Source organism: Sphingomonas sp. BAUL-RG-20F-R05-02, from assembly GCF_022662305.1.
Lineage (GTDB): Bacteria > Pseudomonadota > Alphaproteobacteria > Sphingomonadales > Sphingomonadaceae > Sphingomonas.
In genome coordinates this window covers 191,382-204,580 of the sequence record NZ_JAKNQH010000001.1, presented here as the reverse complement: position 1 = coordinate 204,580, position 13,199 = coordinate 191,382, and the positions used below count along the sequence as shown (strand labels likewise).

8 protein-coding genes are annotated in these 13,199 nt (G+C 66.7%); 5 read left to right on the top strand and 3 right to left on the bottom strand.

The genetic code is table 11. The features are described from left to right. Positions 1–5: 5 nt before the first annotated feature. Positions 6–965: a 4-hydroxy-3-methylbut-2-enyl diphosphate reductase gene (gene ispH, locus L8F97_RS00955; protein WP_242146129.1), complete on the bottom strand. Its 960-nt coding sequence runs from the start codon at positions 963–965 to the stop codon at positions 6–8. A gap of 265 nt (positions 966–1,230) precedes the next feature. On the opposite strand from ispH, the gene L8F97_RS00950 reads away from it, so the two are divergent. Together L8F97_RS00950 and L8F97_RS00945 are read left to right on the top strand one after the other, a co-directional pair. After that, a complete protein-coding gene (locus L8F97_RS00950) occupies positions 1,231–1,845 on the top strand; it encodes an ABC transporter substrate-binding protein (RefSeq protein WP_242146128.1) in 615 nt (204 codons plus the stop codon). A 5-nt stretch (positions 1,846–1,850) separates the two neighbouring features. Next, on the top strand, positions 1,851–2,921 hold the full coding sequence (locus tag L8F97_RS00945) for a VacJ family lipoprotein (RefSeq protein WP_242146127.1): 1,071 nt from the start codon (positions 1,851–1,853) through the stop codon (positions 2,919–2,921). Between the two features lie 28 nt (positions 2,922–2,949). Here L8F97_RS00945 and L8F97_RS00940 read toward each other — a convergent pair whose 3' ends face one another. Then, positions 2,950–5,541 carry an MMPL family transporter gene (locus L8F97_RS00940; protein WP_242146126.1) on the bottom strand — a complete coding sequence of 864 codons (2,592 nt, stop codon included), beginning with the start codon at positions 5,539–5,541 and terminating at the stop codon, positions 2,950–2,952. Then, on the bottom strand, positions 5,538–6,026 hold the full coding sequence (locus tag L8F97_RS00935) for a DUF2141 domain-containing protein (RefSeq protein WP_242146125.1): 489 nt from the start codon (positions 6,024–6,026) through the stop codon (positions 5,538–5,540). The genes L8F97_RS00940 and L8F97_RS00935 overlap by 4 nt, the downstream gene beginning before the upstream one ends. 235 nt (positions 6,027–6,261) lie before the next feature. Here L8F97_RS00935 and L8F97_RS00930 point away from each other — a divergent pair, with 235 nt between their 5' ends. Genes L8F97_RS00930 through L8F97_RS00920 form a run of 3 tightly spaced genes read left to right on the top strand, consistent with a single transcriptional unit; the run spans position 6,262 to position 13,198 of the window. Next, positions 6,262–7,995 (top strand): non-ribosomal peptide synthetase, encoded by a 1,734-nt coding sequence (locus tag L8F97_RS00930; protein WP_242146124.1) that lies wholly within the window; start codon positions 6,262–6,264, stop codon positions 7,993–7,995. Continuing rightward, positions 7,995–9,215: a cytochrome P450 gene (locus L8F97_RS00925; protein WP_242146123.1), complete on the top strand. Its 1,221-nt coding sequence runs from the start codon at positions 7,995–7,997 to the stop codon at positions 9,213–9,215. Before L8F97_RS00930 ends, L8F97_RS00925 begins: the two co-directional genes overlap by 1 nt. Further along, positions 9,212–13,198: a non-ribosomal peptide synthetase gene (locus L8F97_RS00920; protein ID WP_242146122.1), complete on the top strand. Its 3,987-nt coding sequence runs from the start codon at positions 9,212–9,214 to the stop codon at positions 13,196–13,198. The genes L8F97_RS00925 and L8F97_RS00920 overlap by 4 nt, the downstream gene beginning before the upstream one ends. Position 13,199: the final 1 nt, after the last annotated feature.

Genomic DNA, 13,199 nt, shown 5'->3' with positions numbered 1-13,199 from the left:
GTGTCCTAGTTCGCCATCGCGGGGCGGCTGGCGGTAGTCTTCGGCCCTCTTAGCTCACGCGGCAGGGCAAATTCCAGTGTCTCTTCGATTCCGTCGAGCTGGCTGACCTCGACCGGACCGATCCGGCGCAGCGCGGCGATCACATCGTCGACCAGTTCGTCGGGCGCGGACGCACCGGCGGTGAGGCCGATCGTCTGCACGCCATCGAACCACGCCGGGTCAATCGCGCTGCCATCCGCGACGAGATAACTCGGCAGGCCTTCATCCATGCCGAGATCGCGCAGCCGGCTGGAGTTAGAGCTGTTCTCCGCCCCCACCACCAGCAGCAGATCGACCACACGGCACAGATCGCGCACCGCAGTCTGCCGATTCTGCGTGGCGTAGCAGATCTCCGACACATCGGGGCCGATCAGGTTGCGGAAGCGCGCCTTCAACGCCGCGATTATCGAGCGGGTGTCGTCCACGCTCAGCGTCGTCTGGGTGATATAGGCGATCTCGGCATCGTCGGGCAGATCCAGATCCGCTACCGCCGCCGCCGAGGATACGAGGTGCACCGGCGCATCGACCTGCCCGACGGTGCCGACCACCTCGGCATGGCCCTCGTGCCCGATAAGGACGAGCGTGCGGCCGGATTTGGCATAGCGCCTGCCCTGCATGTGAACTTTGGTGACGAGCGGGCACGTCGCATCAAGCACCGGCAAACCGCGCGCGGCTGCCTCCTCCTCGACCGTTCGCGCGACGCCGTGCGCGCTGAACACCGTCATCGCGCCGGCGGGAACCTCCGACAGTTCCTCGACGAACACCGCGCCCTTGCGGCGCAACGTGTCGACGACATGCTTGTTGTGCACGATTTCGTGACGCACGTAGATCGGTGCGCCGAACCGGTCGATCGCCCGTTCGACGATCTCGATCGCCCGTACTACGCCCGCACAAAATCCGCGCGGGTTCGCCAAGATTACGCGCAAGGCGCCGTCCTTTCCGTATCGATCGGTTCCGACAAGGCCGTGCCCAAACTGTGACCCGGTGTCGTTGCCGCCGTTAGTGATTGCATATGTGTACGTGTGGTCGAAAATTGAAGCGGAAAAAGGGCAGGCCCGTAACGACCGGGCGCCGTGTGGCCGTTCAGCCACGCGTCAGCGGTTTGTGCTAATGGCCTGTCGCTGATAACGGCGGCCCTTACGATCGGCCACCGCGGCCCTATCTAATTCCCCGAACGTGATGGAGTTTCCGATGCTTGCCACGACCCGCCTCCTTGGCCTGGCGGCGCTGCTCGCCGTAGCCCCGCTTGCCGCGCCCGCGGCTGCGCAGACCGCCGATCCGGCCGGCGCACCGATCCAGGCGCTCGATGACGGGCTGCTCGCGATCATGAAAGGCGGCAAGGCGATGGGGTTCGCCGGCCGTGCGGCAAAGATCGGCCCGGTGGTGGACCGCGCGTTCGATATCCCGCTGATGACACGGCTGTCGATCGGTTCGGCATGGACGACGACCGCACCTGCCGATCAGGCGGCGCTGGTCGCGGCGATCCGCAAGCTGACGATCGCGCAATATGCCGGCAATTTCGACGGCTGGTCGGGCGAAAGCTTCAAGATCGCACCGGCCGTCGAGACGCGCGGCAGCGACAAGTTGGTGCGCACCACCTTGGAGCCGAAGACGGGCAGTCCGACCGCGATCGCCTACCGCTTGCGCCAGAGCGGCGGCCAATGGAAGATCATCGACGTGTATTACCAGAACTCGGTAAGTCAGCTCGCCACCCGCCGATCCGATTTCGCCAGCGTGCTCGCCCGTGGCGGCGCAAAGGCGTTGGTTGCGCACCTCGACCAGCTTTCCGCCAAAGCGGCACGCTGATCCGCATGCGGGGTTTCGGGGGGGCGAGCGCGTTCGCGCTCGCGGCATCGTTGATGATGCCGACGATGGCGATGGCACAACAGCAGGCGGCGGCACCGGTCGCGCGGATGATCGCGCCGACGCCGCTGGCGCCGGCGGCGGCATCCGCAGTGGTCAAGCCCGCCGGTAGCGGGCATTTCAAGGGCGATCCGCTCGAGAAGCTCAACCGCAAGCTTTTCTCGGTGCATCAGTTTTTCGACCATTTGCTGTTTCGCCCGCTCGCCATGGCGTACAAGACGATCATCCCCAAGATCATGCGCAGCGGCATCCGTCACGTCTTCTCGAACATCGGCGAGCCGGTGGTGTTCGTGAACGACGTGCTGCAATTAAAGCCCAAGCGCGCGGTGCGGACGCTGGGTCGGTTCGCGATCAACTCTACGATCGGTGTCGGCGGGCTGGTCGACGTCGCCAAGACCAAAGGCTTCGACCTGCCACACCATTCCAACGGCTTCGGCAACACGCTGGGCCGCTATGGGGTCGGTCCGGGCCCGTACCTGTTCCTGCCCTTCATCGGGCCGAGCGATTTTCGCGACATCGGCAGCGCGCCGGTGGACGGCGCCGTACTGCCGCTGGCGATCGGCTTCCCGTTCGATCGGGCGGAATATCAGATCCCGGCCGGCGTAGTGGTCGGGCTTGATATGCGCGCAGAGGCGGACGGCGACCTGAAGGCGCTGCTCGGCGGTGCGGTCGACCCCTATGCGACGCTGCGGTCCGCATTCCTTCAGACGCGTGCCGCGGAGGTGTATGCGATTCGGCATGGCGACGGCGCAGGCGCGACACCGCTGGAAGATCCGCTGGCCGATCCCGCCGGCGCGGCCGCGCAACCTTCCGCGGCGATGAGCGACCCGCTGACTGACCCCGCCGCCCCGGCCCCGGTTGGCGAGACGCAATCATCCACCGCGTCGCAGTTGAGCGATCCGCTCGCCGATCCGGCAGCCGCACCCGCGCCGACCACCAATCCCGAGCCTAAAGCGGCCCCGGCGACCGCGCTGGACGACCCATTAACTGATCCGGCGGCGGCTTCGGCAAAGCCATAGCGGCGCGCCGACCGGCATGGGTGGCGTGCTACATCCGCTGCCGCACCACCTTGCGGGGCGGTCCCAGCAAGGCCGGCTCGAAGATCAGCGCGCACACCAAGGTCCACGCGAGCGAGATCATCAGGATCTTGCCCATGCTTGCGGTGCCGGGATGGTGCGACAGCCACAGGCTGCCGAACGCGCTGCCGGTGGCGAGCGCGCTGAACAGCACCGCCCGCGCCAGGCTCGATTGCAGCAGGTCGGTCGCGCCTGCCCGCCACGCCATCACGAAATAGATGTGAAACGCGACGCCGACGCCGAACAGCAGAGGAAAGGCGATGATGTTGGCGAAGTTGATCGGCTGACCGATCAGCACGCAACTGCCGAGCGTGAGAAAGCCGGACAGCACCACCGGCGCCAGCGTGAACGCCACCTCGCGCACATCGCGCAGTACGACGAACAACAGACCGCTGACCAGCACCAGCGCGAGAATTCCCGCCTCCACGAATGCCCATGCCACCGTGCCCGCCGCCTCTTGCGTCGCGACCGGCAGGCCCGAGGCGGACGGGGCGACCGCACGCACCGCCTTGGTGAACCGACGCAGCACGGCATTGTCGTTGCTGTCCCCGCGCGGGAACACCTGGATCAGCGCACGGCCATCCTTGGCGATCCAGTTGCCGGCGATCTCCGGCGGCAGCGTTGCGCGGGTGACGGGTTCCGCCTGAAGCAGCGCACGCACCTGATCGAGCATGACGTTGAGCGGCGTCACCAGCACCTCGCGCGCACGCGCGCGGGCCGGCGCAGCGGCACTTGCGAGCCGCGCGAAGGCATTGGCGAGGTGGCGCGCGTCCTGCGCCGGTCGATCGGTTGCCGTACCCGCAGCCTTGCGGAGTTGTGCGGCGGTCGCGGTCAGCGCGGCGACGTTCTCCGTATCGGACGGCGCCGGCGCCATATCAAACGGGTTGATCGTCGGATCGAGCAACAGCGACGTATCCTGAATTGCGGCGAGCTTCTGCGGCTGATCGTCCGGCACGAAGCCGTCGATCGTCACGGCCTCCGCCACCTCCGGCAGCCTGGATAGCTTCGCCGTCATCACCTTCGCCGCATCGGCGTTGGCCGCGAGCAGGTTGATCGTGTTGGGCGTACGCAGCGGATCGTGCATCAGATCCGCGAGCGCGCGCATCGCGGGGCCGTTGGGGTCGCGCAGGTGGAGCGGGTTGAAGTCGAACCGGACGAACGGCAGCAGCGCGATGCTGACCAGCATCGACACTGCAAACGCCCACAACACCGCCCTGCGATGCGTGTGGAGCCAGCGGTCCAGCGGTGCTGCCTCGCGGAAACCGACCTCGCGGCGCGGTGCACCGGGCTTCATCAACGTGAGCAACGCCGGCAGCAGGGTAATCGCCAGCACCAGCGCGATGATCATGCCGATCCCGGCAATGATACCGAGTTCGGAAATGCCGATGTAATCGGTCGGCAGGAACGCCCCAAAACCGAGGAACACCGCCCCCGCCGCCAGTGCGAGCGGCGCGGCGAGCGCGGTGGCGGCGCGGCGCAGCGCCTCGGGCGTGTCATGCCCGTCGAGCCGTTCGGCATTGAAGCGCACGCTGATCTGGATGCCGAAATCCACCCCCAGCCCGACGAACAGCGGGATGAACGCGACCGAGATCAGGTTCAGCGTGCCGACCGCGAGCAAAGCGGCGGCGGTGGTGATGACCAGCCCGGCGATGATCGTCACCACGATCGCCGCGACGATCTTCACCGATCGCGTCGCCAGCCACAGCGTCAGCAGCATCGCGACGGCCATGACGAGGCCGACGAAGCCGATATTCTCCTCCAGCGTGGCGAACTCCTCGTCCGCGAGCGGCACCTCGCCGGTGGTGCGCACCGAAACACCGTGCGCGGCGTCGAGGCCGAGCTTTGCCGCCTGCTGCTCAATCGCGGCGACCGCATCCTCGCCCGGCTGAAGCGCGCCGTAATCGAGCTTCGGTTGTGCGAGGATCAGGCGACGACGCGGGGCCGCCGTGCCGCCCATCATGTCCTGCCAGGAGAAATACGCGGGTTTGCCGGCGAGCGTTTTGTCCAAGGCGTCGGCCAGCGTCCGCATCGGCGTGTCGAAGTCCGCAAGCTTGGCGCTACCCTGCTCCACGCCTAGCAGTGCTGTCGAGAACGCACCCGCGATGCCGCGCAGTGAGGGATCGCGCGCGAGCGGGCCGAGCAGCGGTTGCGCCTTGATGAGTGAGTCGGTCGTGCCCTTCACCTCGGCGACCGAGCCGAACATCAGCCCTTCCTTGGCGAAATAGGGGCCGCCGTCCGGGCGCTGTACACGGCGGAAATGGGTGTTGTCCGCCGCCAGCGCATCCGACAGCTTCGCCGCGCCCGCTTCGGCAAGTTCGGGGGTCTTGCCGTCGACGATCACCAGCAGCACGTCGGTCAGGTTCGGGAAGGCGGCGTCGACCGCCTTTTCGTTCTGCCGCCATTGCACCTTGGGCGAGATCAACGCCGCCGTGTCGGTCGTCATTGAGAACCCGCCCGCCGCATAGGCAAGCGCAACGGCGGTCAGCACCAGACATGCCAAAGCGGCGACGATCGGCCGCCGCACGCTGACCGAAACCAGCCGCAGGATGAACGCCGCGATCAACGCCGTGCGTCGCCGCCGATGAAGTACCGCAGATTGAACTTGATAGTCTGGTCAGCGCCGGTCGCATCGAACACCGCGTCGCTCCATTTCGGTGGAGCAAGCTTGATCCGCGCATCGTTGGAAAAACCGACGCCTTCCTTGGGCACGCCGAACAGCGCACGGTCGAGCTTGCCGTTGCCGTTCTCGTCGAGGAATGCCTGAACCGCATAGCGACCAGCGGGCAGGCCGTTGACCGTCACCACCGTCATGCCGGGCCGGGCCGGCGCTTCGGCTTTAAGCGGGCAGGTCTTCAGGAACTGCGCCTCGGTGCAGACGTAGATGTGCACGCGACCTTGCGCGGTGCGGACGTTGCCGACCTCGACGCGGAGCGTGCCCGTTGTGGTCGCGGTCGCGCCACCACGCGCCAAGACCGGGGCGCTTGCCAGTGCCGCCATCATCATCACCGCCGCGATACGCAGCGGCGCGCTTGCCAAAACCGGGGTCACGTTCAATCCTGTTCCACCTGTATGTCAAAGCGCTCGCGCCTGGCGCATCCGCGATGAACGGGTCGTGTATCGTCGCGAGCCCAGCGGTCCAGCAATTTCGACCAATCTGGCGCAGGCGCACGGAAAACCTCTGTTTCGTGCGCGATCCTGCGGATGTTCAGCGCTCTGCCTGATGAGACCTTAACCGTTAACTCACCTTTTTTTGGTTTGGTGCGCGCAACTTGGGGAGATACCGATGCGCGACCTGCCAGCGACCACGATCATGTCCCACCCTATCGGTCTGCGAGTCCACGACTTCGCACGCGACATCGGTGCGGCAATCGCAATTGAATCGATGGCTGGCGCGCTCAGCTACGCCGAACTCGATGCGCGCGCGACCGGACTGGCCGGCGCGCTTGCGGCGCACGGCGTGGTTGCGGGCGATACGGTCGCGGTGTGCCTGCCGCGATCGGCGGATCAGATCATCGCGCTGCTGGCGGCATGGTATGCCGGGGCGGCGTATCTCCCGCTCGATCCAGCGTGGCCCGAGGCACGGCTTACCAGCTTCGTCGAGCGTGCCGGCTGCGCGGCGGTGATCGGCTCGGCAATCGGTACGATCGCGCCGGATGCGGCGGCCGACTTCTCGCCGCTGCCGGCGGGCGACCTCGCCTATGTGATCTTCACCTCCGGCTCGACCGGCGAACCGAAAGCGGTCGAGGTCGGACACGACAACCTTGCCGCCCTGGTCGACTGGCACCACGATGCCTTCGCGGTCCGCGCGGGGACGCGCACTGCGCACCTCGCCGGCCTCGGCTTCGATGCAGCGGCCTGGGAGGTGTGGCCGACGCTGGCGGCGGGCGGCACGCTCTGTCTTGCGGACGATGCGGTGCGGCTCGATCCCCATGCTCTGCGCGATTGGCTGGTGCGCGAGCGGGTTGAGGTCGCGTTCGCGCCGACCGCGCTTGCCGAGCCGCTGGTCGGCATGGATTGGCCCGCCGACACGCGCTTGCGCATGCTGCTGACCGGCGCGGACAAGCTGACGGTGCGGCCGAAGCCGGGCCAGCCGTTCACGTTCGTCAACAACTATGGTCCGACCGAGTGCACCGTCGTGGCCACTTCGGGCGTGGTCTTGCCAGACGGCGAAGGCCTGCCGTCGATCGGCAAGGCGATCGCCGGCACCACCATCCACCTGCTCGATCCAGGCGGTGAGGATGTGATGCCGGGTTCACCGGGCGAAGTCTGCATCGGCGGCGCGCAGGTCGCGCGCGGTTATCGCGGCGACGTGGCGATGACCGAGGCACGCTTCGTCGAACATTCGCATTATGGTCGGCTCTACCGCACCGGCGATCTCGCGCTTCAGCTTGAGAACGGCGAATATGCCTTCCTCGGCCGGGTCGACGGTCAGGTGAAGGTGCGCGGTCACCGCATCGAACCCGCCGAAGTCGCCGCCGCGCTGCATCGCTTGCCCGAGGTCGCCGCCGCTCACGTGGTGGTGCGCGAGGGCGAACTGGTCGCCTACGTCACGCTTGATGGTGACACCACGGGCGGCGCCCTGCGCGCCGCACTGGGCGAAACCTTGCCGGATTACATGGTGCCCGCACACTTCGCCCGGCTCGACGCGATGCCGCTCACGCCAAACGGCAAGATCGACGTACGCGCCCTGCCCGATCCCAGCACCGTCGGTCTGGCGGAAAGCGCAGGTGGCCGCGCTCCCGAGACGCCGACCGAACTGCGCCTGTTCGAGATCGTCAGCATCGTGCTCGGCCACCGCGACTTCGGCGTGGACGACGATTTCTTCCTGCTCGGCGGCCATTCGTTGCTCGGCACGCAGGTCATCATCCGCGCGCGCGACGCGTTCGGCATCGATCTGTCGCTGTTCCACCTCTTCGAGGCCGCGACCGTCGCCAAGCTGTCGCACGTGGTCGAGACGCTGATCTTCGCCAAGATCGAAGCGATGAGCGACGACGAAATCCAGAGGCTGTCGGCCTGATGGCGACGCGCCCCGTCTCCGATCCGTCGCTCAGCCTGTTCCGGCTGCTCGATCCGGCCGTGCTGGCCGATCCCTATCCGCTGTACGCGCGGTTGCGGACCGAGGACCCGGTCTATTGGGATCCGTATCTGCATAGCTGGGTGGTGACGCGCTACAGCGACGTGCACGCGGTGCTGCATACGTTTTCGGCGGATCGCATGCCCTCGCCCGACATGATGCGCGCGCTTGGGCTCGGCTCGATCGAGCCGATCGCGGCGGTGATGGTCAAGCAGATGCTGTTCCTCGATCCGCCCAACCACACCATCCTGCGCAAATTGTGCTCGACCGCGTTCACGCCGCGCCGGGTGGAAGCGCTGGAGGAACGCGTGCTGTCGGTCGCAAACCGCCTGATCGACGCCGCGCTGGCGAAGGGCGAGATGGACGTGATGGCCGATTTCGCCGAGCCGTTTCCCTCAATCGTTTTCGCGCATCTGATGGGCGTGCCGGAGGAGGATCACCTTCAACTGAAACGCTGGTCGGCAGACTACGCGCAGATGCTCGGCAATTTCTCGCACAATCCCGACGGCATCGCGCAGGTGCTGAAAAGCACCGCTGACATGATCGCCTATTTCCAGCACGCGATCCATTCGGGCAGCCTCAACGACGGTCTCGTCAAATCGCTGGTCGAGGCAGAGATCGACGGTCAGAAGCTGACCGAGGAAGAGGTGATCGCCAACGCCATCGTCACGATGGTGGGGGGGCAGGAAACCACCACCAACCTGATCGGCTGCGGGCTGCTGACGCTGTTGCGCCAGCCAGGGAAGCTTGCCGAACTGCGCGACCGGCCCGAGATCATGGACAGCGCGGTCGAGGAACTGCTGCGCTATGAAAGCCCGTCGCAGCACACCTCACGCATCGTTACCGAGGACACGCTGATGGGTGGCAAGCTCCTTCGCAAGGGCCAGCCGGTGATGGCGGTGATGGCCGCCGCCAACCGCGATCCCGAACGCTTCGCCGATCCCGACGCGCTGGATTTCGAGCGTAAGGACAATCGCCACATGGCGTTCGGTTGGGCGGCGCACTTCTGCTTCGGCGCGCCGCTCGCGCGAATGGAGGGGCGGATTGCATTTCGCCTGCTGCTCGACCGCCTGACCAACCTGTCGTTGCCCGAGCAAAAGCTCGCCTGGCGCGAGAACCTTGGCCTGCGCGGCCTAAAGTCACTGGGAGTGACATTCGGATGAACATGCTCGTCAAACTCGATGCCGCCCAGGCGCGCCGCGACCTGCTCGCGCAGATGCTGGCGGGACGCGCCGCGCAGTCGCACGCGCCCATGCCGATCCGCCCGCGTGATCCGGCCCGTACCATTCCGCTCACCGCCGAGCAGAACCAGCTGTGGCTTCACGCGCAGATGGCGCCGGAGATGCCGCTCTACAACGAGTCGATCACGATTCATCGGTTTGGGCGGTACGATCACACCGCGATGGAACGCGCGCTGACCGAGGTGGTCCGGCGCCATGCGATCTGGCGCTCGGCGATCGTCGAGATCGACGGGGATTACGTGATGCAGGTGGCTCCATCGGAGCATATCAGCCTCGCCATCCTCGACATCAGCCATTTCCCCGAAGCTGAACGCGAAGGGGAGGCCGTACGCCTTGCGACGGAAGACGCGCGCGCGCCAATCGCGCCCGACCGGGCGCCTTTGTTCCGCGCCCGCGTGGTGAAGCTGAGCGAGGCCGAACACCGGCTGTACCTGACGCTGCACCACGTCATCTTCGATGGCGTATCGATCTACAAGACCCTGGTGCCCGAACTCGCCGCGCTGGTCGACGCATATGAGGCTGGCCTCCCCTCACCGCTAGCAGAACCGACGTTGCAGTATGCCGACTATGCGGTGTGGCAGGCGGATCGCGAGCAGGGCGAGGACTACAAACGCCAGCTTGATTTCTGGCGCACGCAACTTGCCGCACCGATCCCGCGCCTCGAAGTCGTCGGCGATCGTCCCCGCGCGGCGCTGCCGACACACGCCGGTTCGATGGAGGTGTTCGAACTGGACACGTGGCTGGTCGACCGGCTTAAGGAGATCGCGAGAGCCGAGAACGCGACGCTCTATTCAGTGCTGCTCGCCGGCTACAAGGCGATGCTGTTCCGCTATACGGGCGACGAGGATATCATCGTCGGCGGCGTGACCGATACGCGGCGGCGGCCCGAATTGCAGCCGTTGATGGGCTATTTCCTCAACACCATGGCGATCCGCAGCCACCCGCTCGGGTCCACGCCGTTCCGCGCCTACCTCGCCGAAGTGAAGCGCAGCGTGATCGGCGCGCTCGGCGCGAGCGACATCCCGTTCGACAAACTGGTCCGCGCACTCGACATCAAGCGTGGCACCGGTACGCATCCGCTGTTCAACACCTTGTTTTCGATCGAACCGCCGGTCGATCCGTTCCCGACCGGCTGGGATCTCACCCAGATGGACGTGACCGTCGGCGCGGCGAAGTACGACCTGTACCTCGAACTCGACGAGCGACCCGAAGGGGGCATGGCCGGGCGCTTCCTCTATTCGAGCGAACTGTTCGAACCCGCCACGATCCGCCGCATGGCCGATCATTGGATCCGCCTGCTCGAAGGTGTCGCTGCCGATCCGGAGACGCCGCTCGCGAGGCTGCCGATGCTGGCGGCGGACGAGCAGGACCGCCTCGCCGCAGACTGGAACCAGACGACGCGCGATCTGCCGTACGCGAGCGTGGTGGATTGGGTCGCGGCCAGGGCCGCCGCCGAACCCGAAACGGTGGTGATCGAACAGTCTGGCGAAGGCTGGACCTACGCCGAACTCGCCGCGCGTTCCGACGCGATCGCGGCAGAGCTGATCTCGCGCGGCGTGAAGCCGGGTGCGCTGGTCGGGCTGTCGCTCGAACGCACGCCGTACATGATCGCGGCGATGCTCGGCGTGCTGAAAGCGGGCGCGGCGTATTTGCCGCTCGATCCCGGCTTCCCGCAGGCACGTCTCGCGATGATCGTGGAGAGTGCCGAACCGGTGCTGATCCTGGTCGAGCCCAGCACCGAACACGCGTTGCCGCAGGGTACGATGCCGCTGGTCCGCCTCGATCGCCACTGGCCACACCGCGCTTACACCGCCCCCGCGATCGACGCGGAGGCGCCTGCCTATGTGCTGTACACTTCGGGATCGACCGGCAAGCCCAAGGGGGTCGAGATCCCGCACGCCGCGCTGGTCAACTTCCTCGTCGGCATGGAGGACAGCCTCGGCCTGCCGTCGCGCCAGTCGATCCTCGCGATCACCACCTTGTCGTTCGACATCGCCGAGCTGGAAATCTGGCTGCCGCTCGTCACCGGTGGCAAGGTCCATCTCGCCACGCGCGAAACCGCCAGCGACATGATCGCACTCGCCGAGGACGTCGCGCGTTTGAACCCCGACATTCTTCAGGCCACCCCCGCCACCTGGCGCGGGTTGATCGAGGCGGGCTGGCGAGGGTCGCCCACGCTAACCGCACTGTGCGGCGGCGAGAAGCTGCCCCGTGCGCTCGCCGACCAACTGCTGCCGCGCGTCGGCGCATTGTGGAACATGTACGGTCCGACCGAGACGACGATCTGGTCGACCGTGGCCGAGGTCGCGCGTGCCGGTCCGATCACGATCGGCCGACCAATCGCCAACACCACGATCCGCATCCTCGATCAGAACGGCAACGATCGTCCGCTCGGCGCGGTCGGCGAACTCTGCGTCGGCGGGCGCGGTGTCGCGATCGGCTATCGCGGCCGGCCTGACCTCACCGCGTCCAAGTTTATCGATCATGACGGCGAACGGCTCTACAAGACTGGCGACCTTGCGCGCTGGCGCCCGGACGGCGCGCTGGAATGTCTCGGCCGCACCGATAACGAGGAAAAAATCCGCGGCTTCCGCATCGCCATCGAGGAGGTCGAGGGTGCGCTCGCGGCGCTGCCCGGCGTCGCGGCGGCGGTGGTGAAGGCATGGCCAGATCCGAGCGGCGAGCGGGCTTTGTGCGGTTACCTGGTCGGCACCGGCGAGGTTGCGGATTGGCGCGAGCAGCTATCCGCCACCCTGCCCGATTATATGATCCCGACTCGCTTCATGGTGTTGCCGGAGCTGCCGCAGACCCCGAACGGCAAAGTCGACCGTCACGCGCTGCCCGAACCGGGCAAGGCATCGGTGACCGATCATGCCCCGCTGGAGACGCCCGCGCAGGAGAAGCTCGCCGCGATCTGGAGCGACGTACTCAAGGCCGAGGTCACCTCGCGCAATGCGGACTTCTTCGATCTCGGCGGCCATTCGCTGCTGATCGCGCGGCTGATCCGTCGCATCGAAAAGGATTATGGCGTCAAGCTGCCGATGGCGGCGCTGTTCCAGGCACCGCGCCTTGCCGACATGGCGGAGATCATCGCGAGCGGTAAAGGTGTCGACAATCCGGCCGTCGCACCGATTCAGCCGAACGGCACGCAACCGCCGATCCTGTGGCTGGACGGCGGCTCGACCTTCCGTTTACTCGCCGAGCGGCTCGGGCCTGACCAGCCGTTCTACGGCGTGTCGACGGCGGCGGTGATCGAGGCGGCCGGCGGCACCCCCGAGAAGGATTTCCGCAAGACCGCCGATCTCATCATCGCGGCGCTGCGCCAGATCCAGCCGAGCGGACCGTACCGGATCGGCGGCTGGTGCACCTCGGGCATTCTCGCCTATGCGGTGGCGACGCAGCTCGAGGCGGCGGGTGACGAGGTGCGGCTGCTGATGCTCGCCCACCCGTTCCACCCGGTACGTGCGCGGCAACTGGGCGCGACACGGTTCTTTCTCAGCAAGTTCAAATACCACCTCGACAAGACCTTCGCGCAGCCGAAGGGCGAGCGCTGGCACTATTTCGTCGATCGCCTACGCGGCCTGTCCGACGCGGCGGCGCTGGCGGGCGGGCGCGAGGCGGTGTTGCAGCCGAAGATCCAGTCCGCGCTCGATCACTCCGCCAGCCATTACACGCCGCCGGCGTACAACGGCGACGTGATCCTGTTCCAGCCCGACGATCACCCCGGCGTGCTCGATTTTGTCGAGGACTGGCGCGCGCAGGTGCGTGGCCAGTTCGACGCGCACATCGTGCCCGGCGGGCACCGCACCATGTTGGAGGGCACCAACGTCGACGTGTTCGCCGATCTGCTGCGCGCCCGCCTTGCCCGCGCCAATGCAGAGGCAGCACGTCAGCGCAGCGCCTGAC